The organism is Pseudomonas sp. JH-2 (assembly GCF_036231725.1).
GTDB lineage: Bacteria > Pseudomonadota > Gammaproteobacteria > Pseudomonadales > Pseudomonadaceae > Pseudomonas > Pseudomonas delhiensis.
On the sequence record NZ_JAZAQP010000050.1, the window covers coordinates 1 to 22,769 of the forward strand.

Sequence of the window (22,769 nt, forward strand, 5' to 3'; positions counted from 1 at the left end):
GGCATCCTGGCCAGCGCTCGCTTCCCCATGCACACCAGCCTGCTGGAAGGGGTAAACAACCGCATCAAGGTGATCAAACGCATGGCCTATGGCTTCAGGGACTCCGCCTACTTCTTCCTGAAAATCAAGGCCGCCTTCCCCGGGAAAGCGCGATGAACCCTTTTTTCGCCTGCCCCCACCCTGTAGGAGCGAGCTTGCTCGCGAACGAGCCCCGCTGCGGACTCTGTTCGCGAGCAAGCTCGCTCCTACGAAAGCATCGGCGTCATTCACCCGCCGCCACGGCATTGCCGCGGCAGGAGTGGAAGATATCCAGGCCGGGCTGGTACAGGCTGGTGCGCACGTCCATCAGGCCGAGCACCGAGTGGAACAGGTTGTCATGGCTCAGGCCCTGCTCGTCGCGCTTGCCGGCCAGGCAGCCACGGTCGATGCCCAGGTCGCGCAGGGTCGAGGGGCCGAACCACATCACCATGGGCACGTGGGTCTGCGCCGCCGGGGCGATGGCGTAGGGCGCGGCGTGCAGGTACACGCCGTTCTCGCCCAGCGACTCGCCGTGGTCGGAGACGTAGAGCATCGAGGTGTCGTACCTGTCGCTGTTCTTGTTCAGCAGTTCGATGACCTTCGCCAGGAAGAAGTCGGTGTAGAGGATGGTGTTGTCGTAGACGTTCACCAGCTCGTCCTTCGAGCAGCTACCCAGCTGGTTGGTGCGGCACACCGGCTTGAAGCGCTCCATGTCCGCCGGGTAGCGGTCGTAGTACTCCGGGCCGTGGCTGCCGTCGGCGTGCAGGACGATGATGGCGTTGTCCTTCAGGCCGTCGATGTACGCCTGCAGGTCCTGCAGCAGGGCCTCGTCCAGGCAGCGGTTGCCGTCGCAGAACGGGCCGGGCTGGTTCTTCGGGATGTCGCGGTGCGGCACGCGCAGGCAGGTGCCCTTGCAGTCGCTGTTGTTGTCCAGCCAGAGCACCTGCAGGCCGGCGCGCTGCAGCACGTCCAGCAGGCTCTCGTAGGTCTTGCCCTTCTTGTCGCTGTAGTCCTCGCGGGGGAACTTGGAGAACATGCAGGGCACCGACACCGCGGTGGAGGTACCGCAGGAGTGCACCTGGGTGAAGTTGAGGATGTCCAGCTTCGCCAGTTCCGGGTTGGTCTGCCGGGCGTAGCCGTTGAGGGAGAAGTGGTCGGCCCGCGCGGTCTCGCCGACCACGAAGACGAACAGCGACTTCTTCGCCCGCTGCGAGGCCTTGGCGCCCTGCACCGCGTCCTCGCCGACCTTCTGCACCACCAGCTCGGCCTTCTTGATGCCCAGGCGCTGCTTGCCGTATTTGCTCACGGCATAGATGTAGTTGGTCGGGTTGATGAAGTGGGTCAGCTTGTCTTCCTCGCGGAAGATGGGCGCATAGGTGGAATAGAAGCCGCCCACCATGACCGCCACCGCGGCCACGCAGGCGAACACCACCAGCACCTTGTTCAGCAGCCCGCGCAGGAAGGGCTTGTAGGCCACCGGCAGCGCCCAGACCAGCGCCGACGGCAACGCCCCGAGCAGCAGCAGGTAGGCCACCAGCCGGCCGCTGAACAGCGCCTCGGCCTCGCCCGGGTTGGTCTCGAAGACGTTCTGCACCATCACCGTGTCGATGGTGATGCCATAGCTGTTCATGAAATAGGCGGCCGCCGCCGAGCACAACGCCACCAGGGTCAGCGCCGGCTTGAGCAGCGGGCGGAAGGACACCAGGGTCAGCAGCAGGGTGAAGGCGGCCCAGAGGAAGACGCCGAAGGACGCGAAGAAGGCGATGCGGTACGCCCCCTGCAACGGCACCAGGCCGTCCAGCGCCTTCCAGGTGGCTAGGTTGTAGAACAGCACCAGGGCCAGGGAAAACAGCAGCACCAGGCGGTTGGAGCTGATCGTGGGTAGCAGGCGACGGTTGCCCTCGGACATCGAGGCACTCCTTGACGGTACAGCGGAAAACGGAAAAGCCCGCCGTCCCCGGCGGGCGGGCCGAATCTACTGATCAGTTAGTCAAAAAAGTGTCAAATTCGCCACTGAATCGATACAACGTTTGTCGGCTCAGGCCGATCGCAGCTGCTCCCGCCAGACCGGCAGCCAGCCCAGGCCGGCGGCGGTGACGCCTTGCGGACGGTATTCGGCGCCCAGCCAGCCGTCGTAGCCCTGGGCCCGCAGCGCCGCCAGCGCCGGCGCGAAGTCCAGTTCGCCGCTGCCCGGCTCGCCGCGCCCCGGGGCGTCGGCGAACTGCACGTGGCCGATGTGCCCTTGCAGCTGGCGCACGCATTCCGCCAGGTCCAGGCCCATGCGCGCCATGTGGTAGAAGTCCAGCTGCGCCGCCAGGTTCGGGTGGCCGACGCGCGCCAGCATGTCCAGCTGGTGCTGCGGGGTGTTGAGCAGGAAGCCGGGCATGTCGTGCAGGTTGATCGCCTCCATCAGCAGCGGGATGCCGCGGCCGGCGAAGGCCTCGGCGGCCTGCCCCAGGTGTTCGGCGAGCAGCGCCAGCGCCTGCTCGCGTTCGACGCCCTCGGCCAGGCGCCCGGCCAGCACGTTGATCTTCTGCGGGCGCAGCACCTCGGCGTAGTCCAGGGCCTGGCGCAGCCCGGCGGCGAACTGCGCCTCGCGCCCCGGCACCGCGGCCACCCCGGCGCCGCCCTGCATCAGGTCGCCGGCCGGCAGGTTGAACAGCACCAGCGGCAGGCCGCTGCGCTGCAGCTCGGCCTGCAGTGCCTCGGCCGGCACCTCGTAGGGAAACTGGACCTCCACCCCGGCGAAGCCGGCCTCGGCGGCGGCGCGCACGCGCTCCAGCAGCGGCAGCTCGGTGAACAGCAGGGACAGGTTGGCGCAGATCGGCATGGCGGCGTCCTCAATCGCGGGGTTGGCGGTACTGCTCGACCAGGGTGGCCGGGTCGTGCTCCAGGTGGCCCTGGCTGCCGTGCAGGCGCATCAGTTGCGCGGCCAGGCCGCTCATGGGCGTGGCCGAGCCCTGTTCGCGAGACAGCTTCACCGCGGTATCCAGGTCCTTGAGCAGGGTGCGCACGTGCCACTTGATGGGCTCGAAGCAGCTCTCGGCCATCTGCGGGGCGAGGATCTGCAAGGGCCTGGAGTCGGCGAAGCCGCCGGCCAGGGCCGGGGCGATCAGGCTGGCGTCGACCCCGGCGCTCTCCGCCAGGGCCACCACTTCGGCGATCACCAGGGCGTTGCAGGCGACGATCATCTGGTTGCACACCTTGGTCACCTGGCCGGCGCCGACCTCGCCCATGCGCGTCAGGCGCTGGCCGAGGTGGGCGAGAACGGGGCGGATGCGCTCGATGTCGTCCACCCGGCCGCCGGCCATGATCGCCAGGGTGCCGGCCTCGGCGCCCGGCGTGCCGCCGGAAACCGGCGCGTCGACCCAGCGCATGCCGCTGCGCGCCTCCAGCTCGGCGGCCATCTCGCGGGTAGCGGCCGGCTCCAGGCTGGAGAAGTCCACCAGCAGTTGGCCGGGCTTCGCCCCTTCGACGATGCCGGCGGGGCCGAACACCACCTCGCGCACGGCGGCGGTGTCGGCCAGACACAGCATGACGATCTCGGCTCCCGCGCACAGCTGCGCGGGGCTGGTCACAGCACGGGCGCCCTCCCCGGCCAGCAGCTCGCGCTTGGCGGCGGAGCGGTTCCACACGCTCAGCGGGTAGCCGGCGGCGAGCAACCGGCGGCTCATGGGCACGCCCATCAGGCCGAGGCCGGCGAAGGCGATGGAGGGCAAGGCAGACATGGACGACTCCTGTCGGGCAAAATGGCGGGCACGGGGGCGGCCATCTTACCGCCCACCAGCGCCTTCGCCGAGCCTGCGAGCCCGCCGCCGTGGTCATTTCCACGCGCACCGGCAGACCGCCACTATACTTCCCAGGCTTTTTCCGCTATTGAACCGGAGACTGCTCCCATGCTGAAACGCACCCTGGCGCTCGCCGCCTGCTTTGCGCTGTCCCTTTCCGCCAGCCTCACCCAGGCCGACACCCTCAAGGAACTGAAGGTCTCGGCAATCCCCGACGAAGCCCCCACCGAGCTGCTGCGCAAGTTCAAGCCGCTGGGCGAATACCTGCAGGAACGCCTGGGCATGCCGGTGAAGTTCATCCCGGTGTCCGACTACGCCGGGGTGGTCGAGGCGCTGGCCGCCGACCGCCTGGACATGGCCTGGCTGGGCGGCTTCACCTTCGTCCAGGCGCGCCTGAAGACCGGCAACGCCATCCCGCTGGTGCAGCGCGAGCAGGACCAGCAGTTCACCAGCAAATTCATCACCGCCGACGCCAGCGTGAAGTCGCTGCAGGACCTCAAGGGCAAGACCTTCGCCTTCGGCTCGGTGTCTTCCACCTCCGGCAGCCTGATGCCGCGCTACTTCATGCAGAAGGACGGCATAGTGCCCGAGCAGTTCTTCTCCCGCGTGGCCTACTCCGGCGCCCACGACGCCACCGTGGCCTGGGTCCAGGCCGGCAAGGTGGACGCCGGCGTGCTCAACGCCTCGGTCTGGCAGAAGCTGGTGGACGCCGGCAAGGTCGACACCGACAAAGTGAAGGTCTTCGCCACCACCCCGACCTACTACGACTACAACTGGACCGTGCGCGGCAACCTCGACCCGGCCCTGGCCGAGAAGATCAAGCAGGCCTTCCTCGACCTGGATCCGAGCAAGCCGCGCGACAAGGCCATCCTCGACCTGCAGGCGGCCAGCCGCTTCATCGAGACCAAGCCCGAGAACTACAAGGGCATCGAGGAGTCGGCCCGCGCCGCCGGCCTGTTGAAGTGAGCCTGCGCCTGACCGGCGTGGAGCACCTCCACGCCAATGGCCAGCGCGCCCTCGCCGGCATCGACCTGCGTGTCGAGGCCGGCGAGCGGGTGGCGATCATCGGCCCCTCGGGCGCCGGCAAGACCACCCTGCTGCGCGTGCTGGCCACCGCCCTGAAACCCAGCCACGGCGAGATCGAACTGCTCGGCAGCCAGCCCTGGCGCCTGGGCAGCCGGGCCCGCCAGCGCCTGCGCGCGCGCATCGGCCTGATCCACCAGGCGCCACCACTGCCACCGCGGCAGCGGGTGGTCAACGCCGTATTGGCCGGGCGCCTCGGCCAGTGGCCGCTGTGGAAGAGCCTGGCCAGCCTGGTCTACCCGCTGGACATCGACGGCGCCCTCGCCGCCCTGCAGCGCCTGGACCTGGGCGACAAGCTGTTCCAGCGCTGCGACCAGCTTTCCGGCGGCCAGCTGCAGCGTATCGGCATCGCCCGCGCGTTGTACCAGCAGCCGGAACTGCTGCTGGCCGACGAGCCGGTCTCGGCCATGGACCCGGTGCTCGCCGGGCACACCCTCGCCCAGCTCAACCACGAAGCCGACGCCCGCGGCCTGACCCTGCTGGCCAGCCTGCACGCGGTGGAACTGGCCCTGGCGCACTTCCCGCGCATCGTCGGCCTGCGCGATGGCCGCATCGCCTTCGACAAGCCGTCCGCCAGCGTAAGCCCGGACGACCTGCGGCAGCTCTACGCCAACGAGCAGTTGAGCGTGGATGCCCCGGCGCCGGTCGAGCCGCTGCACGTGGTGCAGATCCCGCGATGCTGAAACCCCGCGACCCCGCCGCCCTGCCGCGGCTGCTGCTGACCCTGCTGGCCCTGGCCCTGCTGTGGCCCGGCGTGCGCCTGAGCGAGCTGGACATCCCCGGCCTGTTCACTGGCGACAACGCCCGCACCATGGCCGGCTTCCTCGCCGGCTTCTGGCCGCCGGCCCACGACGCCGAGTTCCTCGCCGTCCTCGGCCGCGCCACCCTGGAAACCCTGGCCATCGCCACCGCCGGCATGGCCCTGGCCTGGCTGATCGCCTTCCCCGCGGCCCTGCTGGCCACCCGCGCGCTGTCGCTGTCCGCCCTGCCCCGCGGCGGCCTGCCGGCCTGGTGGGCGCGCGCCCTGCGCTGGCCGGTGCGGCTGCTGCTGATCGTGCTGCGCAGCATCCCGGAGATCGTCTGGGCGCTGCTGTTCGTCCGCGCCGTCGGCCTGGGCCCAACGGCGGGTGTCATGGCCATCGCCATCACCTACGGCGGCATGCTCGGCAAGGTCTACGCGGAAATCTTCGAGTCGGTGGACCCGCGCCCCACCCGCGCCCTGCTGCTGGGCGGCGGCTCGCGCCTGGGCGCCTTCGCCTACGGCCTGCTGCCCCAGGCGGCGAGCGAGATGATTTCCTACACCGTGTACCGCTGGGAATGCGCGATCCGCGCCTCGGTGGTCATGGGCTTCGTCGGCGCCGGCGGGCTCGGCCAGCAGGTCGACCTGTCGCTGCGCATGTTCGCCGGCGGCGAGGTGGCCAGCATCCTGCTGACCTTCCTGCTGCTGGTGCTGGGCGCCGACCAGCTCAGCCGCTTCCTGCGCCGGAGGCTGGAATGAACCGCGCCCGCGCAGGCCTGCTGCGCAGCCTGGGCTGGAGCCTGGCGATCCTGGCCGCGGTGGCGGCCTCCTTCATCTACCTGCAGATCGACAGCGAAGGCCTGCTCAGCGGCGAAGGCCTGCGCCAGATGCTCGGCTACGCCCGCGACTTCTTCCCGCCGGACCTGTCCGCCACGCACCTGCGGGCGGTGGGCCGCGGCGCCCTGGAAACCCTCGCCATGTCGGCCCTGGGCACGCTGCTCGCGGCGCTGCTGGGCATGCTCTTCGCCCTGCCGGCCGCCGGCCGCTTCGGCGCCGCCGCGCAGAGCCTGGCGCGCTTCGTCCTCAACGCCCTGCGCGCGGTGCCGGAACTGGTGTGGGGCGCGCTGATGGTGCTGGCCGCCGGCCTGGGCCCGAACGCCGGCACCCTGGCCCTGGCCCTGCACACCGGCGGCGTGCTCGGCCGGCTGTTCGCCGAGGCCCTGGAAAACACCCCGGCGGAACCTGCCGAGGCCCTGCGCCTGGGCGGCAGCGGGCGGGTCGCGGCCTTCGCCTACGGCACCCTGCCGGCGGTCTGGCCACAACTGGTGGCCTACATCCTCTACCGCTGGGAGAACAACATCCGCATGGCCAGCGTGCTCGGCTTCGTCGGCGCCGGCGGCCTGGGGCAGATGCTCTACTTCAGCCTCAGCCTGTTCCAGCAGGCCCAGGCAGCCACGGTGATCCTCGTCATGTTGGTGCTGGTGCTGGGCGTCGACAGCCTCAGCGCCTGGGCGAGGCAGCGGTGGGTCAGCGCCTGAGCCGCGCCGGTGAATGGGTTTGTCGGTGGCATTGGCGTTGGGTTGACGCCGGTATAGTCCGGAGTCGCCAATGAGTCCAATCGCGGACGGAGTCCGCTCCTACAGGTTGCTGTGAGACATGGCATTCCCACCGAACTTTTCCGCGATAGCCGGAAATATCGGTGCGATTCGCGAATGAGATCCTACCCCGCCACCGCTGTCCCACCTGTAGGAGCGCGCCCTGCGCGCGATTCGCGGGCAGGGCCCGCTCCTACAATGGGGCGACATGGGAGACACGAATTTCGATCCAGTCACTCCCGCGAACGAGGGAGCCCAGAAGACAGTTGCTCCTACGTTATTTTCTATTCGCGCCGAGGTGCTCTTCGTAGGAGGACCCCGGCACACCAACCATCGAAGTGGCGCATCAGCGGGAGCGATATTTCCAGAGCAGATACAGCAGATGGGCAATGCGTCTCACATATCGCATGGCGAACATGGCCAATAGCAGAGACACGGCAAAGGCCACGGTGGCATGGAGGTTCACGAAGCTCTCCATCCCATGCAGGCCCAGCGCACCGCTTGCCCAATCCAATGCCTTCACGGGCAACGGGCGATACAGGATGCCCCCCACAAAGGGCGCGAAGAAATAAGTGAGACCTGCAGTAGCAGCGATATACAGAAGGACGAGAGCTGTCTTTTTCATCTTACCTGCAGCACGCCATAGGCACGACTTCCATCGGCAAGCACCATCGGCAAAGTACATTTCAAAGCCGCCGATAGCCAATCGAACTGAACCTGGTATTGCAACACCACACACCCCTTGCTAAGTGCGCCAGGGCCTATCGGATGCAATCTGAAATTGCCTCGACGGATGTGCCGGACAAACGTCCAGTCATCAATCACCTCGTCATCCCTGTAGAACGAAAACCAGCGCTCCTGATCGACGCCGAATACACGGCTTGCCTTGTTGTATAGCCAGCCGAGACGTCCACCGGACTGGCGATCGAATATGTAGTAACGCCCCCTGGGCAGAGGGCCTTCGTCCATCCGGGAAACGAATCTCGGGTCGTTGCGAGTCGCGCCGTCACCGGAAAAGGCCGGAAATCGCCCCACCCCACCACACTCCAGATCACTGAAGAACTTGCCATTGAGTTCGAACGAGCAATAAACGGGCATGCCTGCATCACCTGAGCAATCCATCCGCTCCCACTTCCGGAAAACCACGGCGGTGGGAAGAGTGATGCCTAGGTTGGTCGTACAGACTTCAGGAAAGAATCGCCCGAATACGTCAAGGGATGTAGGAGCCTGCTGTTCTTTCAGGCGAAACGATCATCACTTGGGTAGCCATCGCTGTCCGGAAATGAAGAAGCCCAGCACTGGCCATAATGCAAGGCTGCCGGGTTTCTCTCGCCCCTGCGACAGAAACCTCCGCTTCACACGCATGAAAAAGCCCGGCATCTCAGGCTGTGTGAAAACCTCAGGATCGGTCCCACTGGTTAAAAAACAACCTGGATTTCGCGTTTCTACGTGGATTCTGGATTGGCTGAATAGCCAAGCCTCTTCAGATTTCACGTAGGAACGCGCTCTTCGAAGAGCCGCTCGGTTTTTCACACAGCCTGATCTGCCGGGCTTCTTCGTATCAGGGCTCACTCGTCGCCATGGATCACCTTGTCCAGGTCCACCGGGTCCCCCGGGTGGGTCCCCAGCTTGACGCGGATGTCCTCGAACATCGCGTCGTATTCCTTGTGGATGCGCACGATGGGCCCGAAGCGCGGGTGCAGGCCATGCTTCTGGGCGATGCGGGTGGCGTCGCTGGCGAAGTTGAAGGCCTGGTCCTTGGGCATGTCGAACTCTTCCTTGAAGGCATTGCCGTCGATGCTGCCGTCCATGGTGAAGTGGACATAGGCGCCCTTCCCGGCGTCGTGGCGAATCTCGTAGTACAGGTTGATATCCAGCGCTTGCTGGTCAAGGCCCGGCAGGGCGTGGAGATGCAGGTGACCAGGCTCGAACATGACGTAACTCCTTGCAGTGGTCCCGCAAGTCTAGCTCGCCTGTGGGTAACGCAAGGGGCCCCGGATCAATGCAGGCGGTTTTTTTCCGCACGCTCCTGGACCAGCACCCAGGGCGCCACCACCACCGCCCACAGCTGCGGGTCGCGCTCGAGGAAGTCGCGGGCGCGGGCCTCGTCGACCTTGGCCAGGCCGCCGCTGGCCAGCCAGGCGGCGACTTTCTGGCGGTCGTCCTCGGCCACGGCCTGCGCGGCCTCCACCAGGTCGACGGCCTCGGCCACCTGCAACAGGGCGCCGCGGGCGAAGAACGGCTGCAGCTCCTGCCAGGAAATCATCGCGGTCTCGCCGAGCAGCTTGGCATAGAGGGTGCTAGTTTGTTCAGTCATGGTACTCACCGGGAAATCAGGCGGCGCCATGATACCGCCCGGCCGGCGCCAGGCAAGTTTCCCGGGAGCCGCGTGGGGGTGGATGGACCAAAGGAGGGGTACTGGCACAACGCCGTTTTTCTATACGTTTGTTTCGTCTTTGCGACATGGGTCGAAACGCCCCGCCGCCACCCGCTTTTCAAGCGGCGAAGCGGCACTCTACACTGTACCGGTACAGTTGCCGGCGGATTCCGCCCCGGGCGCAGAACCCGGCGAACCGCGGCCACGAACCACAAGAACGAAAACACAAGAATGAGTGGAGCATTATGAAAAAGGGTACTCAACGTCTTTCCCAACTGTTGACCGCCATGGCCCTGGCCGGCGTCGCCAGCTATTCGATGGCCGCCGATACCATCAAGATCGCCCTGGCCGGTCCGGTGACCGGCGCGGTCGCCCAGTACGGGGAGATGGAGTTCGTCGGCGCCAAGATGGCCATCGAACAGATCAACAAGGCCGGTGGCGTCGACGGCAAGCAGCTCGAAGGCGTGGTCTACGATGACGCCTGCGATCCGAAGCAGGCCGTGGCGGTCGCCAACAAGATCGTCAACGATGGCGTCAAGTTCGTCGTCGGCCACCTGTGCTCCAGCTCCACTCAACCGGCATCGGACATCTACGAGGACGAAGGCGTCCTGATGATCTCCCCGGCCTCCACCAGCCCGGACATCACCAGCCGCGGCTACAAGCTGATCTTCCGCACCATCGGCCTGGACAACATGCAGGGCCCGACCGCCGGCAAGTTCATCGCCGAGCACGTCAAGCCGAAGATCGTCGCCGTCATCCACGACAAGCAGCAGTACGGCGAAGGCATCGCCACCGCGGTCAAGAAGACCCTGGAAAACGCCGGCGTGAAAGTCGCCGTCTTCGAAGGCATCAACGCCGGCGACAAGGACTTCTCCTCGCTGATCGCCAAGCTCAAGCAGGCCAACGTCGACTTCGTCTACTACGGCGGCTACCACCCGGAACTGGGCCTGCTGCTGCGCCAGACCTCCGAGAAGGGCCTGAAGGTCGGCTTCATGGGTCCGGAAGGCGTGGGCAACAAGGAAATTTCCGCAATTGCCGGCCCGGCTTCCGAAGGCCTCTACGTGACCCTGCCGAAATCCTTCGACCAGGATCCGAAGAACCAGGCCCTGGTCGCCGCCTTCAAGGCCAAGAACCAGGATCCGAGCGGCCCGTTCGTGTTCCCGGCCTACGCCGCCGTGCAGGTCATCGCCGACAGCATCAAGAAAGCCGGCAGCGAGGACACCGACAAGGTCGCCGCCGCCCTGCGCGCCAATACCTTCGACACCCCCACCGGTGCCCTGGCCTTCGACGAGAAGGGCGACCTGAAGAACTTCAACTTCGTGGTCTACCAGTGGCACAAGGACGGCACCAAGACCGAAGTCAAATAAGGTCTGCCGCCTGAGTCCAGAGCCCACTGCACCAGCAGTGGGCTTTGTTTATTCCGCGTATTCCGGGGGTCCGTCGCGCCACAAGCGCCGCTTCACGCGACGCCCGAGGAGTTAGGTGATGCCTGAGCTCTATCACTACCTGCAACAGCTGATCAACGGCCTGACCGTTGGCAGCACCTATGCCCTGATCGCCATCGGCTACACCATGGTCTATGGCATCATCGGCATGATCAACTTCGCCCATGGCGAGGTCTACATGATCGGCTCGTACGTAGCCTTCATCGTGATCACCGGCCTGGCCATGATGGGGATCGTCAGCCTGCCGATCGTCATCTTCTGCACCTTCGCCGCCGCCATCATCGTCACCAGTGCCTACGGCTACAGCATCGAACGGATCGCCTACCGCCCGCTGCGCGGCAGCAACCGGCTGATCCCGCTGATCTCCGCCATCGGCATGTCGATCTTCCTGCAGAACGAGGTCCTGCTCGCCCAGGATTCCAAGGACAAGGCCATCCCCAACCTGCTGCCGGGCAACTTCGTCTTCGGCGGCGACGCGGGCGTGACCATCTCGTACATGCAGGTGCTGATCTTCGTCGTCACCCTGCTGGCCATGTACGGCCTGAGCATGTTCATCTCCCGTTCCCGACTGGGCCGCGCCTGCCGCGCCTGCGCCGAGGACATCAAGATGGCCAACCTGCTGGGGATCAACACCAACAACATCATCGCCCTGACCTTCGTCATCGGCGCCACCCTGGCCGCCGTGGCCGCGGTGCTGCTGGGCATGCAGTACGGCGTGATCAACCCGAACATCGGCTTCCTCGCCGGCATCAAGGCCTTCACCGCCGCGGTGCTCGGCGGCATCGGCAGCATCCCGGGCGCCATGCTCGGCGGCCTGGTGCTGGGCGTGGCCGAAGCCTTCGGCGCCGACGTGTTCGGCAACCAGTACAAGGACGTGGTGGCCTTCAGCCTGCTGGTGCTGGTGCTGCTGTTCCGCCCCACCGGCCTGCTCGGTCGTCCGGAGGTGGAGAAGGTATGAACAAGCGACTCAAGACGGCCTTCTTCAGCGCCCTGCTGGTACTGGCGGTGGCCTACCCGATCCTCGGGGTGAAACTCAGCGTCATCGGCATCGGCCTGCAGCTGGAAGGCGTCAGCCCGACCACCCTGTGGATCATCGCCGCGTGCGCCGTGGGCATGTTCGTCTGGCAACTGGTGCGCGACCGCTTCAGCCTCAGCCGCGGCCGTACCCTGCACCTGGGCGAGAACAACTTCCTGTACCGCTCCCTGACGCGGCCCTCGGTGCAGCGCCAGGTGATCGTCCTGATGATCCTGGTCGCCCTGGTCTGGCCCTTCTGGGGCTCGCGCGGCGCGGTGGACATCGCCACCCTGGTGCTGATCTACGTGCTGCTGGGCCTGGGCCTGAACATCGTGGTGGGCCTGGCCGGCCTGCTCGACCTCGGCTACGTCGGCTTCTACGCCGTGGGCGCCTACAGCTATGCCTTGCTCTCCCACTACTACGGCCTGGGCTTCTGGACCTGCCTGCCGATCGCCGGGGCGATGGCCGCGCTGTTCGGCTTCCTGCTCGGTTTCCCGGTGCTGCGCCTGCGCGGCGACTACCTGGCGATCGTGACCCTGGGCTTCGGCGAGATCATCCGCGTGCTGCTGCGCAACTTCACCGACCTCACCGGCGGCCCCAACGGCATCAGCGGCATCGAGAAGCCCAGCCTGCTCGGCCTGACCTTCGAGCGCCGCGCCCCCGAGGGCATGCAGACCTTCCACGAGTTCTTCGGCATCGCCTACAACTCGAACTACAAGGTCGTGTTCCTCTACCTGGTGGCGCTACTGCTGGTGCTGCTGGTGCTGTTCGTCATCAACCGCCTGCTGCGCATGCCCCTGGGCCGCGCCTGGGAAGCGCTGCGCGAGGACGAGATCGCCTGCCGCGCGCTGGGCCTGAACCCGACCATCATCAAGCTCTCGGCCTTCACCCTGGGCGCCTGCTTCGCCGGTTTCGCCGGCAGCTTCTTCGCCGCGCGCCAGGGCCTGGTGACTCCGGAGTCGTTCACCTTCATCGAGTCGGCGACCATCCTCGCCATCGTCGTCCTCGGCGGCATGGGCTCGCAGCTGGGCGTGATCCTCGCCGCCGTGGTGATGATCCTGCTGCCCGAGCTGATGCGCGAGTTCAGCGAATACCGCATGTTGATGTTCGGCGCCATCATGGTGCTGATGATGATCTGGCGTCCGCAGGGCCTGCTGCCGATGCAGCGCCCGCACCTGGAGTTGCGTAAATGAGTCGACCGATTCTTGAAGTATCCGGCCTGACCATGCGCTTCGGCGGCCTGCTGGCCGTCAACAGCGTCGCGCTCGAGGTCGAGGAAAAGCAGGTGGTCTCGATGATCGGCCCCAATGGCGCCGGCAAGACCACCGTGTTCAACTGCCTGACCGGCTTCTACCAGCCCACCGGTGGCCAGATCCTGCTGCGCGGCGAGCCCATCCAGGGCCTGCCGGGGCACAAGATCGCCCACCGCGGCGTGGTGCGCACCTTCCAGAACGTCCGCCTGTTCAAGGAAATGACCGCGGTGGAGAACCTGCTGGTGGCCCAGCACCGGCACATCAACACCAACTTCTTCGCCGGCCTGCTGAAGACCCCGGCGTTCCGCCGTGCCGAGGCCGAGGCGCTGGACTATGCGGCGCACTGGCTGGAAGTGGTCAACCTGAAGGACGTGGCCAACCGCCCGGCCGGCACCCTGGCCTACGGCCAGCAGCGCCGCCTGGAAATCGCCCGCTGCATGATGACGCGCCCGCAACTGCTGATGCTCGACGAGCCGGCGGCCGGCCTCAACCCGCGCGAGACCGAGGACCTCAAGGCGCTGATCGCCATGCTGCGCGCCGAGCACGGCGTGACCGTGCTGCTGATCGAGCACGACATGAAGCTGGTGATGAGCATTTCCGACCACATCTACGTGATCAACCAGGGCACGCCCCTGGCCGACGGTACCCCGGAGCAGATCCGCGACAACCCGGACGTGATCAAAGCCTATCTGGGGGAGGCCTGAGCCATGCTGAAGTTCGACAAGGTCTCCACCTTCTACGGCAAGATCCAGGCCCTGCACGAGGTCAGCCTGGAGGTGCAGCAGGGCGAGATCGTCACCCTGATCGGCGCCAACGGCGCCGGCAAGTCGACCCTGCTGATGACCCTCTGCGGCTCGCCGCGGGCGGCCTCCGGCAGCATCAGGTACCTCGGCGAGGAACTGGTCGGCCAGGAATCCTCGCACATCATGCGCAAGAGCATCGCGGTGGTCCCCGAAGGCCGCCGGGTGTTCGCCCGCCTGACCGTCGAGGAAAACCTGGCCATGGGCGGCTTCTTCACCAGCAAGGGCGACTACCAGGAGCAGATGGACCGCGTCCTGGGCCTGTTCCCGCGCCTGAAGGAGCGCTTCAGCCAGCGCGGCGGCACCATGTCCGGCGGCGAGCAGCAGATGCTCGCCATCGGCCGCGCGCTGATGAGCAAGCCCAAGCTGCTGCTGCTCGACGAGCCGTCCCTGGGCCTGGCGCCGATCATCATCCAGCAGATCTTCGACATCATCGAACAGCTGCGCAGCGAAGGCGTGACCGTCTTCCTCGTCGAGCAGAACGCCAACCAGGCGCTGCGGCTCGCCGACCGCGGCTACGTGCTGGAGAACGGCCGGATCGTGATGCAGGACACCGGCGCCAACCTGCTGGTCAACCCCAAGGTACGCGACGCCTACCTGGGCGGTTGAGCCCCTGGCGGTAATGCAAAACGGCCCTTCGGGGCCGTTTTTCTTTGCCCGTCGGCCTGGCAGCAGCGAGCTTGCCCGCGAACCGGAACTCCATCATGAGGAAACCTGGCTTTGCAGCCCCTCCCCTGTTTTCGACAACCGCGCAGGGGACAGAAATGGCGTCAGCCCAAGGCTCCGCAATTGCCGGAAAACACCGTTCGCGAGCAAGCTCGCTCCTACATCCAGCGGCCCGCATTCTTCCTAGCCTGGAACCTCCCACTCAAGGAGGCCAAACATGGAAAGAGGCACCGTATTGCAGAACGACCGCAGCCTGGCCGCAGGCCGCCCCCGCCTGCTCACCCACGCGGGGGCCGATGCAGCAGCTCTCAACACCGACTTGTGGCGTAACTCGCACTGGACTAGACTAACCGAACTTAGTCCAGCGAGCCCTGCCATGCAAACCGTCAACATCCACGAAGCCAAGACCCATCTGTCCCGGCTCGTCGAGCAGGCCGCCAAAGGCGAATCCTTCGTGATAGCCAAGGCGGGCAAGCCCATGGTCAAGGTCGTTCCGCTGAACGCGCCGGACGCGGGTCAATCGAAGCGACTGGGCTTCATGGCCGGCCAATTCAGCGTCCCGGACGATTTCGACCGCATGGGCCAGGCTGAAATCGAGCAGCTTTTCGGCGACGACGCATGAAACTGCTGCTGGATACCCATCTGCTGCTGTGGGCAGCCAGCGAGCCGGAGCGCCTGTCGGGGGAAACCCGCGCCTTGATCGAGGCGCCGGAGAACGAGCTGTTCTTCAGCCCGGCCAGCCTGTGGGAAATAGCCATAAAACGGGGCCTGGGCCGCAATGACTTCCAGGTGGACCCACGGCTCCTGCGCAGGGGCCTGCTGGACAACGGCTATGGCGAACTGCCCATTGGCAGCGGGCATGCAGTGGAAACCGACAGCCTGCCGCCGATCCACAAGGACCCGTTCGACCGCATCCTGGTCGCCCAGGCCATGGTCGAAGGCATCACCCTGCTGACGTCCGATGCCCTGGTTGCGCAGTATCCCGGCCCGGTTCGAAAGGTCTGACAGCAGGACGAACCCACTGCTTTAGCGACCCCTTCGGGGGCGTTTTTCTTTGCTCAGGAAACCTGGCTCGCCCGCGCCTCGTCCCCTTCCAGCTGGGCAAGAAACTCCAGCATCTTCTGGCTGCCATCGGTGAGGTCGGCGCAGATGGCCGCGCGGGCCGCGGCGCCATCACCTTTCTGCAAGGCATGCAGCACTTCCCAGTGGTGCTCCACCGCCATGCGTTCGTTGAAGCTGCCGTAGGTCCGCGCGATCAGCGGCCCGGTGCGCATCCACAGGCTGTCGAGGAAGCCCTTGAGCAGCGGCATGCCGGCGATCTCGGCGAGGGCGAAGTGGAAGGCCTGGTTGAACTTGAGCGCTGCCACCAGGTCGTCGGCATGGATGGCCGCGAGGTTGTCGCGGATGTTCTTCTCCAGCATCGCCAGTTGCTCGGGCGTGACGCGACCGGCCGCGGTCTCGGCGGCCAGGCCCTCCAGGGCCACGCGGATGCTGCGGATTTCCAGGTACTGCTCGCGGCTCAGCACCGGCACGCGGATGTCTCGCGGCGTGCGGAGCACCAGCGCCTGCTCCTTGGCCAGTTGCAGGATGGCGTCGCGCACCGGCGTCACGCTGGTGCCCAGTTGCTGCGCCAGGTCGCGGATGCGCAGGCGGTCGTCGGGCTGGAAGCGCCCGGTGATCAGCGCCTCGCGCAGCAGCGCGTAGACACCGCTGCCCAGGTAGGCATGGTTGAGGTCGTCGATGGGGTAGTTCATGGCTTCCTCGTGGGTCCGGGCGCGATGATGCGGTGCTGGCCGGCGAATTGCCAGCCACCCGCTCAGACGTGCTGGCCGCCGTTGACGTGGATCTCCGCGCCGTTCACGTAGGACGCCCCCTGGGTGCAGAGGAAGTGGATCAGCGAGGCCACCTCCTCCGGCTTGCCCAGGCGGTGCATGGGAATGTCGCGCTCGACGATCAGTTCGGTGCCCGAGGACAGGATCGAGGTATCGATCTCCCCCGGCGCGATGGCGTTCACCCGCACGCCATGGCGGCCGAAGTCGTAGGCCATCTCGCGGGTCAGCGCCGCCAGCGCCGCCTTGGACGAGGCGTAGGCCACGCCGGCGAAGGGGTGCACCCGGGAACCGGCGATGGAAGTGACGTTGATGATGCTGCCCTGGGCCGCCTTCAGTTCCTCGAACAGCCCGCGGGCCAGCAGCGCGGTGGAGAACAGGTTGACGTTGAACACCTTCAGCCAGGTGCCGTAGTCGCTTTCCAGCACGCCCATGCGCTGCCCCTCCGGGCCCTTGGGCGAGATGCCGGCGTTGTTCACCAGGGCGTCCAGGCGCCCGCCGAGCTTCTCGCGGATCGCCGGCAGCGTGGCCTCGACGCTGGCGATGTCCTCCAGGTCCAGGTGGATGTGGTTGAGCAGCCCCTCGGCCCAGGGGCATTCGGCCACCCAGTCCTGGCGCGAGGCGGTGAACACCCGCCAGCCGGCGGCATTGAAGTGCTTCACGGTGGCGTGGCCGATGCCGCGGCTGGCGCCGGTGAGCAGCAGGGTCCTGGGTTCGCTCATGCGGGTATCCGTCCGTTTCGGGCTCGAGGGAGTAGGCTGGATCATGGCTCAAACGATGCACATTGAAAATATGATGCATCATATTTTATTTGTGATCTAATGGCCGCCAGCACAACCCAGAACGACAAGAACCGGAGTCCAAGCGCATGCCGCTGACCGCCCTCGCCCACGACCCCCTGCTGGAAGCCGCGCCCGCCCAGGTCACCGCGGAACAGGCCGCGGCCATCGCCCGCGACCTTTTCGGCCTGCAGGGCCCGCTGCAACGCCTGGCCGGCGAGCGCGACCTGAACTTCCAGGTCGGCGCCCACGACAGCGCCAGCCGCCTGCTCAAGCTGTCCCACCCGCTGGAGGACCCGCAGGTGGTGGACTTCCAGAACCGCGCCCTGCTGCGGGTGCAGCAGGCCGACCCGAACCTGCCAGTGCAGCGCGTCTACCCGGCCCTCGACGGCCAGTACCAGACCTGGGTGGAAGTGGACGGCCAGCGCATGCTGGCGCGGCTGATGTCCTTCGTCGAAGGCCTGCCGCTGCACCGCGTCCCGCAGCGCTCGCCAGCCCTGCGGCGCAACCTGGGCGAGGCACTGGCGCGCCTGGACCTGGCCCTGCACGGCTACCAGCACCCCGCCTCCGGCCACGAGTTGCTCTGGGACCTGCAGCACGCCCAGCGCCTGCGCCCGCTGCTGCGCCACATCGAGGAAGCCAGCCTGCGCGAGCTGGTCGAGCGCGCCCTGGACAACTTCGAGGAACACGCCCTGCCGCGCCTGCCGACACTGCGTGCCCAGGTGATCCACAACGACCTCAACCCGCACAACGTGATAGTCGACGCCGCGCACCCCGAGCGGCTGCGCAACATCCTCGACTTCGGCGACATGGTCCACGCCCCGCTGGTCAACGACCTCGGCGTGGCCGCCGCCTACCAGTTGGGCAGCGAGGGCGACGTGCTCGCCCCGGCCCTGGAATTCATCGCCGCCTACCACGCCCGCAACCCGCTGCAGGAAGCCGAGCAGGACATCCTCTGCGACCTCATGGCCACCCGCCTGGTGCTCACCCTGGGCATCACCGCCTGGCGCGCCAGCCTGCACCCGGAGAACCGTGACTACATCCTGCGCAACGCCCGCCAGGCCCGCGCCAGCCTGCAGGGCCTGGCCGGGCTGTCCCGATCCGAGGCGCGCGAGCGCATCGCCCGCGCCTGCCACGAGGAGTCCCCCGCATGACCATGACCAACGGCTACAGCCCGGCCGACGCCGAGCGCCTGAGCGACAAGGAACGCAGCCTGATCGAGCGCCGCGAGCGCCTGCTCGGCCCGGCCTACCGGCTGTTCTACGAACGCCCGCTGCACACCGTGCGCGGCGAGGGCGTGTGGCTCTATGACGAGCAGGGCCGGCAGTACCTGGACGCCTACAACAACGTCGCCTCGGTCGGTCACTGCCACCCGCGGGTGGTCGAGGCCATCGCCCGCCAGGCGGCGGTGCTGAACACCCACACCCGCTACCTGCAGGAAGGCATCCTCGACTACGCCGAGGACCTGCTCGGCACCTTCCCCGCCGACCTGTCCCAGGTTATGTTCACCTGCACCGGCAGCGAGGCCAACGACCTGGCCCTGCGCATCGCCCGCCACCACACCGGCGGCAGCGGGGTGATCGTCACCCGCTTCGCCTACCATGGCGTCACCGGCGACATCTCCGAACTCTCGCCGGCGCTGGGCAGCGGCATCACCCTGCCCGCCCATGCGCGCACCGTGCGCGCACCGGACGCCTACCGCCTGGGCGCGGAGAACGTCGCCCGCCTGCTCGCCGAGGACGTGCGCGCCGCCATCGCCGACCTGCGCGCCCACGGCATCAAGCCCGCCGCGCTGCTGGTGGACGGCATCTTCGCCAGCGACGGCGTGTTCGCCGGCCCCGCGGGCCTCCTCGCCGAAGCCGTGGCCGTGGCCCGCGCCGAGGGCCTGCTGTACATCGCCGACGAAGTGCAATCCGGCTTCGCCCGCACCGGCGAGCACATGTGGGGCTTCCAGCGCCATGGCGTGCAGCCGGACCTGGTCACCCTGGGCAAGCCCATGGGCAACGGCCAGCCCATCGCCGGCGTGGTGGCGCGCCCGCAGGTACTGGAGAGCTTCGGCCGCAGCGTGCGCTACTTCAACACCTTCGGCGGCAACCCGGTGAGCTGCGCCGCCGGCCAGGCGGTGCTCGACGTGATCCGCGACGAAGGCCTGCAGCAACGCTCGGAACGGCTCGGCAGCTACCTGCGCGAAGGCTTCCAGCGCCTGGCCCAGCGCCACGAGCTGATCGGCGACGTGCGCGGCGCCGGCCTGTTCCTCGGCGTCGAGCTGGTCGCCGACCGCGCGACCAAGGCCCCGGCCGCCGCCCAGACGCGCCGGGTGGTCAACGCCATGCGCGAGCGCGGCGTGCTGATCAGCGCCGCCGGCCCGCAGGAGAACATCCTCAAGATCCGCCCGCTGCTGGCCTTCCAGCAGGAGCACGCCGACCTGCTGATCGAGACGCTGGACGCGGCCCTGGGCGAGGTCGCCGGCTGAGCGGGGCGCACCGCTACAGGTGCACCCCGACGTTGATCATCCCGGCCGAGTTGCCCAGCACCACGAACTCGCTGGCGAAGCGGCCGACCTGCGCGCCGATCGAGGGAATGACGGCCGGCGCCACGCCGTAGCGGTTCAGCGGGATCTTGTCGCGGTACTCGCCGTGGTAGCCCTGCAGCGCGCCACCGGTGACCTTGAAGTAGAACGGCGAGCCGTCCAGGTCGAAGCGCTTGCCAGCGTATGCGTAGTTGGAGCGCTGGCGGAACGAGTTGCGGAAGGTCGCCCCGCCCCACACCCAGCCATCGGCGCGGTTGCGCTCCAGGCCGACCAGGTCCTGGTGGTTGTTGTGTTCCGGGTCGTGGTTCCAGTGCCGGGTGATGACGCTGGTCTGCAGGTACCAGGAGTCACCCTCGCCCGCCCAGGCGAGGGGCGCCAGCAGCAGCGCGACGAGCGCGATGATCGGCTTCCTCATGACTATGCCTCAGAGCGTGACGCGGCTGGCGCCGTTGACGCTCATGACGCGCACGCGGTCGCCGACGCGGAACACCTGCGCAGGGTCCACGGCCTGCACGTAGGCGCGGGAGATGCCGTCGTCCTCGCGGACCACGATTTCCACGCCCTGGGTGCGGGTGACGCCCTCCTCGATGGCCGAGCCGGCGGCGCCGCCGGCCACCCCGCCGAGGATGGTGGCGATGGCCGCGCCACGGCCACCCCCGATGCCACTGCCGGCGATGCCGCCGACGGCGGCGCCGGCCAGGGTGCCGATCGGCGTCTTGGTGCCTTCGATCCGCACCGCCCGCAGCGACTCCACGGTGCCCATGCGCACGGTCTGCACCGCGCGGGCGTCGGCGCGGGAATAGCTGCTGCCGGACAGGTCGGAGGCACAGCCGGAAAGCGCCAGGGCACTGCCGACGAAGGCGGCCAGCAGCAGGGAGCGGGGGCTTTTCAGGGTCGAAGCTTTCATGGACGGACACTCGCGGAGGGTTGCCAAGGGAATGGGCAAAGCCTATCGACCACCCCCTGAACCTCTCCTGAACCCCATCTGAACCTTCGCTGAACGAAACTGAACGAAGCTGAACGGCGCCGGTTTCAGCCCTGCAAGCGCAGCAGGCGCTGGCGCGCGCGCTCGAACCAGGCCAGCAGGTAGTCCACCAGCAGCTGCGTGCGCCGTGGCAACCCACCCTGGTACGGATGCACCAGGAACACCGGCGTGCTGCGCGTCTGGTAGTCGCACAGCAGCCAGCGCAGGCGGCCGTCGGCCAACTCGTCCTGGAGCATGTAGGACGGCAGCCGGGCGATACCGACGCCGGCCAGCGCGGCCTTCTTCAGCAGGGTGTAGTGGTTGCTCGCCAGCCCACCACCGACCTCCACGCGGAACAGCTCGTGCTCGCGCTGGTACAGCCACTGGTCGGGGTCCGGGTAGTGGGTGTTGAGCAGGCAGTTGTGCCGCGCCAGCTCGGCCGGGCTGCTCGGCTCGCCGTGGGCGGCGAGATAGCCCGGCGTAGCGCAGGTCAGCTCCTGCAGGGCGAACAGCGGGCGCGCCACCAGGCGTTCGTCGCCGGCGAGGCCAGAGCGGATCGCCAGGTCGAAGCCCTCGGCCACCAGGTCGCGGCGCTCGTTGGCCAGGTCCAGCTCCAGGCGGATGCCCGGGTGGCTGCGGGAGAACTCCACCAGCCAGGCATCGAAGAAAGTCTCGCCCAGGGACACCGGCACGCTCATGCGCACCGTGCCGCGCGCCTCCTCCTGCAGCCGCGCCACCGCCTGCCGCGCCCGCGCCGCCTGGGCGTTGAGCGCCTGGGCCTCGGGCAGCAGGGCCTGGCCGGCGGCGGTCAGCGCCAGGCGCCTCGTGGTGCGGTGCAGCAGGGTCACGCCCAGGGCCTGCTCCAGGGCGCTGATGCGCTTGGACAACTGCCCCTTGCTGCACCCCAAACGCTCGGCGGCGCGGGTGAAGCTGCCGCATTCCAGCAGCACGGCGAAAGCCGAGAGGTCTTCCAGCTCGCCCATGATTGTTTCCCCACGAAAACGGAAGGTTGCCGATTGGCCTGGTTATCCAAACAAAATACGTCCCTAGACTGGCTCCGTCACCCACCCGTTCCCGGAGTCAGCATGAAGATCATCCTCGTCGGCGCCAGCGGTACCCTCGGCCAGGCCGTGGCCAGCGAACTGGGCCAGCGCCATGAGATCGTCCGCGTCGGCCGCAGTAGCGGCGACCTGCGCGTGGACATCACCGACAGCGCCTCGATCCGCGCCCTGTTCGAGCAGGTCGGCCCCTTCGACGCCCTGGTCAGCGCCGCCGGCAAGGTGCACTTCGGCCCACTCGCCGAGATGGGCGAAGCCGAGTACGCCGTCGGCCTGCGCGACAAGCTGATGGGCCAGGTCAACCTGGTGCTGATCGGCAGCCGCTACGCCAACGACGGTGCCTCCTTCACCCTGACCACCGGCATCCTCAGCGAGGAGCCGATCCGCCAGGGCAGCTCGGCCACGATGGTCAACGCGGCGGTGGAAGGCTTCGTGCGCAGCGCCGCCATCGAACTGCCCCGCGGGCAGCGGATCAACGCGGTGAGCCCGAACGTGCTGGTGGAGTCCATGGAGGGCTACGGGCCCTTCTTCCGCGGCTTCAAGCCGGTGCCGGCGGTGGACGCGGCGCTGGGCTTCGCGCGGAGTGTGGAAGGGGCGGAGACGGGGCGGGTTTACAAGGTTTGGTGAGTGTAGGGGCGGCTGGCTTTTCGTAGGAGCGAGCTTGCTCGCGAATGGAGTTACCCGGTGACTACGGTGTTTCGGGATCACGCCGCCCCCTCTCCCCAGCCCTCTCCCTGAAGGGAGAGGGGGCTTGTCCGTGCCGAGAAAAGGAATGGTTTCAGCTGGAAACCTGCGGTGTTGCCGGCTAACACCAGAACATCCAGCCCTAC

Annotated in this window: 27 protein-coding genes; 15 read left to right on the forward strand and 12 right to left on the reverse strand. The window is 67.4% G+C overall.

Annotation, left to right across the window (positions count from 1 at the left end):
- On the forward strand, nucleotides 1-156 hold a 156-nt coding region (locus tag VV867_RS25380; protein ID WP_328567913.1), incomplete at its 5' end, for a transposase.
- Between the two features lie 106 nt (nucleotides 157-262).
- Here VV867_RS25380 and VV867_RS25385 read toward each other — a convergent pair.
- From VV867_RS25385 to VV867_RS25395, 3 genes are all read right to left on the reverse strand, one after another.
- Nucleotides 263-1,927, reverse strand: coding sequence for a phosphoethanolamine transferase (locus VV867_RS25385; protein WP_275627379.1), 1,665 nt, complete (start codon nucleotides 1,925-1,927; stop codon nucleotides 263-265).
- 129 nt (nucleotides 1,928-2,056) lie between these two features.
- Nucleotides 2,057-2,848 (reverse strand): hydroxypyruvate isomerase family protein, encoded by a 792-nt coding sequence (locus tag VV867_RS25390; RefSeq protein WP_275627380.1) that lies wholly within the window; start codon nucleotides 2,846-2,848, stop codon nucleotides 2,057-2,059.
- Nucleotides 2,849-2,858: 10 nt separating this feature from the next.
- Nucleotides 2,859-3,746 (reverse strand): NAD(P)-dependent oxidoreductase, encoded by an 888-nt coding sequence (locus VV867_RS25395; RefSeq protein WP_328567893.1) that lies wholly within the window; start codon nucleotides 3,744-3,746, stop codon nucleotides 2,859-2,861.
- 168 nt (nucleotides 3,747-3,914) lie between these two features.
- Between VV867_RS25395 and VV867_RS25400 the strand changes: the two genes are divergently transcribed.
- The 4 genes from VV867_RS25400 to phnE are packed head-to-tail and all read left to right on the forward strand — an operon-like array spanning nucleotide 3,915 to nucleotide 7,166.
- Nucleotides 3,915-4,772 carry a putative selenate ABC transporter substrate-binding protein gene (locus tag VV867_RS25400; RefSeq protein ID WP_109936535.1) on the forward strand — a complete coding sequence of 286 codons (858 nt, stop codon included), beginning with the start codon at nucleotides 3,915-3,917 and terminating at the stop codon, nucleotides 4,770-4,772.
- A complete protein-coding gene (locus tag VV867_RS25405) occupies nucleotides 4,769-5,572 on the forward strand; it encodes a phosphonate ABC transporter ATP-binding protein (protein ID WP_275627381.1) in 804 nt (267 codons plus the stop codon). The genes VV867_RS25400 and VV867_RS25405 overlap by 4 nt, the downstream gene beginning before the upstream one ends.
- Nucleotides 5,566-6,387, forward strand: a complete 822-nt coding sequence (locus tag VV867_RS25410) for a PhnE/PtxC family ABC transporter permease (RefSeq protein ID WP_089394413.1) — start codon at nucleotides 5,566-5,568, stop codon at nucleotides 6,385-6,387. Before VV867_RS25405 ends, VV867_RS25410 begins: the two co-directional genes overlap by 7 nt.
- Nucleotides 6,384-7,166 (forward strand): phosphonate ABC transporter, permease protein PhnE, encoded by a 783-nt coding sequence (gene phnE, locus VV867_RS25415; protein WP_328567894.1) that lies wholly within the window; start codon nucleotides 6,384-6,386, stop codon nucleotides 7,164-7,166. Before VV867_RS25410 ends, phnE begins: the two co-directional genes overlap by 4 nt.
- 403 nt (nucleotides 7,167-7,569) lie before the next feature.
- Here phnE and VV867_RS25420 read toward each other — a convergent pair whose 3' ends face one another.
- From VV867_RS25420 to VV867_RS25435, 4 genes are all read right to left on the reverse strand, one after another.
- Nucleotides 7,570-7,848 carry a hypothetical protein gene (locus VV867_RS25420; protein ID WP_109936531.1) on the reverse strand — a complete coding sequence of 93 codons (279 nt, stop codon included), beginning with the start codon at nucleotides 7,846-7,848 and terminating at the stop codon, nucleotides 7,570-7,572.
- Complete coding sequence (locus tag VV867_RS25425) at nucleotides 7,845-8,321, reverse strand: DUF2778 domain-containing protein (RefSeq protein ID WP_328567895.1); 477 nt, start codon at nucleotides 8,319-8,321, stop codon at nucleotides 7,845-7,847. Before VV867_RS25425 ends, VV867_RS25420 begins: the two co-directional genes overlap by 4 nt.
- A gap of 470 nt (nucleotides 8,322-8,791) precedes the next feature.
- The gene (locus VV867_RS25430; protein WP_109936529.1) at nucleotides 8,792-9,157 is read right to left on the reverse strand and encodes a DUF5064 family protein; all 366 of its coding nucleotides are present in this window, start codon (nucleotides 9,155-9,157) and stop codon (nucleotides 8,792-8,794) included.
- 65 nt (nucleotides 9,158-9,222) lie between these two features.
- The gene (locus VV867_RS25435; RefSeq protein ID WP_328567896.1) at nucleotides 9,223-9,540 is read right to left on the reverse strand and encodes a DUF2288 domain-containing protein; all 318 of its coding nucleotides are present in this window, start codon (nucleotides 9,538-9,540) and stop codon (nucleotides 9,223-9,225) included.
- A 305-nt stretch (nucleotides 9,541-9,845) separates the two neighbouring features.
- On the opposite strand from VV867_RS25435, the gene VV867_RS25440 reads away from it, so the two are divergent.
- The 7 genes from VV867_RS25440 to VV867_RS25470 all read left to right on the forward strand — a co-directional run bounded on the left by VV867_RS25440 (nucleotide 9,846) and on the right by VV867_RS25470 (nucleotide 15,784).
- Nucleotides 9,846-10,967, forward strand: coding sequence for a branched-chain amino acid ABC transporter substrate-binding protein (locus VV867_RS25440; RefSeq protein ID WP_109936527.1), 1,122 nt, complete (start codon nucleotides 9,846-9,848; stop codon nucleotides 10,965-10,967).
- 118 nt (nucleotides 10,968-11,085) lie between these two features.
- Nucleotides 11,086-12,003 (forward strand): high-affinity branched-chain amino acid ABC transporter permease LivH, encoded by a 918-nt coding sequence (gene livH / locus VV867_RS25445; protein ID WP_089394406.1) that lies wholly within the window; start codon nucleotides 11,086-11,088, stop codon nucleotides 12,001-12,003.
- Nucleotides 12,000-13,253 (forward strand): high-affinity branched-chain amino acid ABC transporter permease LivM, encoded by a 1,254-nt coding sequence (locus VV867_RS25450; RefSeq protein WP_089394405.1) that lies wholly within the window; start codon nucleotides 12,000-12,002, stop codon nucleotides 13,251-13,253. Before livH ends, VV867_RS25450 begins: the two co-directional genes overlap by 4 nt.
- Entirely contained in the window at nucleotides 13,250-14,017 is a 768-nt protein-coding gene (gene livG / locus VV867_RS25455) for a high-affinity branched-chain amino acid ABC transporter ATP-binding protein LivG (RefSeq protein WP_089394404.1), read from the forward strand. Before VV867_RS25450 ends, livG begins: the two co-directional genes overlap by 4 nt.
- Before the next feature lie 3 nt (nucleotides 14,018-14,020).
- The gene (locus tag VV867_RS25460) at nucleotides 14,021-14,722 is read left to right on the forward strand and encodes an ATP-binding cassette domain-containing protein (RefSeq protein ID WP_089394403.1); all 702 of its coding nucleotides are present in this window, start codon (nucleotides 14,021-14,023) and stop codon (nucleotides 14,720-14,722) included.
- A 433-nt stretch (nucleotides 14,723-15,155) separates the two neighbouring features.
- Entirely contained in the window at nucleotides 15,156-15,401 is a 246-nt protein-coding gene (locus VV867_RS25465; RefSeq protein WP_328567897.1) for a type II toxin-antitoxin system Phd/YefM family antitoxin, read from the forward strand.
- Nucleotides 15,398-15,784: a type II toxin-antitoxin system VapC family toxin gene (locus VV867_RS25470; protein ID WP_328567898.1), complete on the forward strand. Its 387-nt coding sequence runs from the start codon at nucleotides 15,398-15,400 to the stop codon at nucleotides 15,782-15,784. The genes VV867_RS25465 and VV867_RS25470 overlap by 4 nt, the downstream gene beginning before the upstream one ends.
- Before the next feature lie 53 nt (nucleotides 15,785-15,837).
- Here VV867_RS25470 and VV867_RS25475 read toward each other — a convergent pair whose 3' ends face one another.
- Nucleotides 15,838-16,533 carry a GntR family transcriptional regulator gene (locus VV867_RS25475; RefSeq protein ID WP_328567899.1) on the reverse strand — a complete coding sequence of 232 codons (696 nt, stop codon included), beginning with the start codon at nucleotides 16,531-16,533 and terminating at the stop codon, nucleotides 15,838-15,840.
- A gap of 62 nt (nucleotides 16,534-16,595) precedes the next feature.
- Complete coding sequence (locus VV867_RS25480) at nucleotides 16,596-17,330, reverse strand: SDR family NAD(P)-dependent oxidoreductase (RefSeq protein WP_089394399.1); 735 nt, start codon at nucleotides 17,328-17,330, stop codon at nucleotides 16,596-16,598.
- Between the two features lie 146 nt (nucleotides 17,331-17,476).
- Here VV867_RS25480 and VV867_RS25485 point away from each other — a divergent pair, with 146 nt between their 5' ends.
- Nucleotides 17,477-18,541, forward strand: a complete 1,065-nt coding sequence (locus VV867_RS25485; RefSeq protein WP_328567900.1) for a phosphotransferase — start codon at nucleotides 17,477-17,479, stop codon at nucleotides 18,539-18,541.
- On the forward strand, nucleotides 18,538-19,860 hold the full coding sequence (locus tag VV867_RS25490) for an aspartate aminotransferase family protein (RefSeq protein WP_328567901.1): 1,323 nt from the start codon (nucleotides 18,538-18,540) through the stop codon (nucleotides 19,858-19,860). The genes VV867_RS25485 and VV867_RS25490 overlap by 4 nt, the downstream gene beginning before the upstream one ends.
- A gap of 13 nt (nucleotides 19,861-19,873) precedes the next feature.
- Here the strand turns inward: VV867_RS25490 and VV867_RS25495 are convergent, their stop codons facing one another.
- The 3 genes from VV867_RS25495 to VV867_RS25505 form a co-directional block, all read right to left on the reverse strand.
- Nucleotides 19,874-20,332 carry a sn-glycerol-3-phosphate transporter gene (locus VV867_RS25495; RefSeq protein WP_109936517.1) on the reverse strand — a complete coding sequence of 153 codons (459 nt, stop codon included), beginning with the start codon at nucleotides 20,330-20,332 and terminating at the stop codon, nucleotides 19,874-19,876.
- A gap of 9 nt (nucleotides 20,333-20,341) precedes the next feature.
- Nucleotides 20,342-20,824 carry a glycine zipper 2TM domain-containing protein gene (locus tag VV867_RS25500; RefSeq protein WP_275627389.1) on the reverse strand — a complete coding sequence of 161 codons (483 nt, stop codon included), beginning with the start codon at nucleotides 20,822-20,824 and terminating at the stop codon, nucleotides 20,342-20,344.
- A gap of 125 nt (nucleotides 20,825-20,949) precedes the next feature.
- Complete coding sequence (locus VV867_RS25505) at nucleotides 20,950-21,864, reverse strand: LysR family transcriptional regulator (protein WP_328567902.1); 915 nt, start codon at nucleotides 21,862-21,864, stop codon at nucleotides 20,950-20,952.
- A 102-nt stretch (nucleotides 21,865-21,966) separates the two neighbouring features.
- Here VV867_RS25505 and VV867_RS25510 point away from each other — a divergent pair, with 102 nt between their 5' ends.
- Nucleotides 21,967-22,566, forward strand: a complete 600-nt coding sequence (locus tag VV867_RS25510) for a short chain dehydrogenase (protein WP_328567903.1) — start codon at nucleotides 21,967-21,969, stop codon at nucleotides 22,564-22,566.
- The last annotated feature ends 203 nt before the right edge of the window (nucleotides 22,567-22,769 follow it).

What these genes read in the sequence shown, in the direction of transcription:
- VV867_RS25485 (WP_328567900.1), top strand. Translation starts at nt 17,477, where the DNA reads ATGCCGCTGACCGCCCTCGCCCACGACCCCCTGCTGGAAGCCGCGCCC.
- VV867_RS25440 (WP_109936527.1), top strand. Translation starts at nt 9,846, where the DNA reads ATGAAAAAGGGTACTCAACGTCTTTCCCAACTGTTGACCGCCATGGCC.
- VV867_RS25470 (WP_328567898.1), top strand. Translation starts at nt 15,398, where the DNA reads ATGAAACTGCTGCTGGATACCCATCTGCTGCTGTGGGCAGCCAGCGAG.
- VV867_RS25500 (WP_275627389.1), bottom strand. Translation starts at nt 20,824, where the DNA reads ATGAAAGCTTCGACCCTGAAAAGCCCCCGCTCCCTGCTGCTGGCCGCC.
- VV867_RS25410 (WP_089394413.1), top strand. Translation starts at nt 5,566, where the DNA reads ATGCTGAAACCCCGCGACCCCGCCGCCCTGCCGCGGCTGCTGCTGACC.
- VV867_RS25475 (WP_328567899.1), bottom strand. Translation starts at nt 16,533, where the DNA reads ATGAACTACCCCATCGACGACCTCAACCATGCCTACCTGGGCAGCGGT.
- phnE (WP_328567894.1), top strand. Translation starts at nt 6,384, where the DNA reads ATGAACCGCGCCCGCGCAGGCCTGCTGCGCAGCCTGGGCTGGAGCCTG.
- VV867_RS25505 (WP_328567902.1), bottom strand. Translation starts at nt 21,864, where the DNA reads ATGGGCGAGCTGGAAGACCTCTCGGCTTTCGCCGTGCTGCTGGAATGC.
- VV867_RS25425 (WP_328567895.1), bottom strand. Translation starts at nt 8,321, where the DNA reads ATGCCCGTTTATTGCTCGTTCGAACTCAATGGCAAGTTCTTCAGTGAT.
- VV867_RS25390 (WP_275627380.1), bottom strand. Translation starts at nt 2,848, where the DNA reads ATGCCGATCTGCGCCAACCTGTCCCTGCTGTTCACCGAGCTGCCGCTG.
- VV867_RS25510 (WP_328567903.1), top strand. Translation starts at nt 21,967, where the DNA reads ATGAAGATCATCCTCGTCGGCGCCAGCGGTACCCTCGGCCAGGCCGTG.
- VV867_RS25495 (WP_109936517.1), bottom strand. Translation starts at nt 20,332, where the DNA reads ATGAGGAAGCCGATCATCGCGCTCGTCGCGCTGCTGCTGGCGCCCCTC.
- livH (WP_089394406.1), top strand. Translation starts at nt 11,086, where the DNA reads ATGCCTGAGCTCTATCACTACCTGCAACAGCTGATCAACGGCCTGACC.
- VV867_RS25435 (WP_328567896.1), bottom strand. Translation starts at nt 9,540, where the DNA reads ATGACTGAACAAACTAGCACCCTCTATGCCAAGCTGCTCGGCGAGACC.
- VV867_RS25385 (WP_275627379.1), bottom strand. Translation starts at nt 1,927, where the DNA reads ATGTCCGAGGGCAACCGTCGCCTGCTACCCACGATCAGCTCCAACCGC.
- VV867_RS25395 (WP_328567893.1), bottom strand. Translation starts at nt 3,746, where the DNA reads ATGTCTGCCTTGCCCTCCATCGCCTTCGCCGGCCTCGGCCTGATGGGC.
- VV867_RS25450 (WP_089394405.1), top strand. Translation starts at nt 12,000, where the DNA reads ATGAACAAGCGACTCAAGACGGCCTTCTTCAGCGCCCTGCTGGTACTG.
- VV867_RS25430 (WP_109936529.1), bottom strand. Translation starts at nt 9,157, where the DNA reads ATGTTCGAGCCTGGTCACCTGCATCTCCACGCCCTGCCGGGCCTTGAC.
- VV867_RS25460 (WP_089394403.1), top strand. Translation starts at nt 14,021, where the DNA reads ATGCTGAAGTTCGACAAGGTCTCCACCTTCTACGGCAAGATCCAGGCC.
- VV867_RS25490 (WP_328567901.1), top strand. Translation starts at nt 18,538, where the DNA reads ATGACCATGACCAACGGCTACAGCCCGGCCGACGCCGAGCGCCTGAGC.
- VV867_RS25420 (WP_109936531.1), bottom strand. Translation starts at nt 7,848, where the DNA reads ATGAAAAAGACAGCTCTCGTCCTTCTGTATATCGCTGCTACTGCAGGT.
- VV867_RS25465 (WP_328567897.1), top strand. Translation starts at nt 15,156, where the DNA reads ATGCAAACCGTCAACATCCACGAAGCCAAGACCCATCTGTCCCGGCTC.
- livG (WP_089394404.1), top strand. Translation starts at nt 13,250, where the DNA reads ATGAGTCGACCGATTCTTGAAGTATCCGGCCTGACCATGCGCTTCGGC.
- VV867_RS25400 (WP_109936535.1), top strand. Translation starts at nt 3,915, where the DNA reads ATGCTGAAACGCACCCTGGCGCTCGCCGCCTGCTTTGCGCTGTCCCTT.
- VV867_RS25480 (WP_089394399.1), bottom strand. Translation starts at nt 17,330, where the DNA reads ATGAGCGAACCCAGGACCCTGCTGCTCACCGGCGCCAGCCGCGGCATC.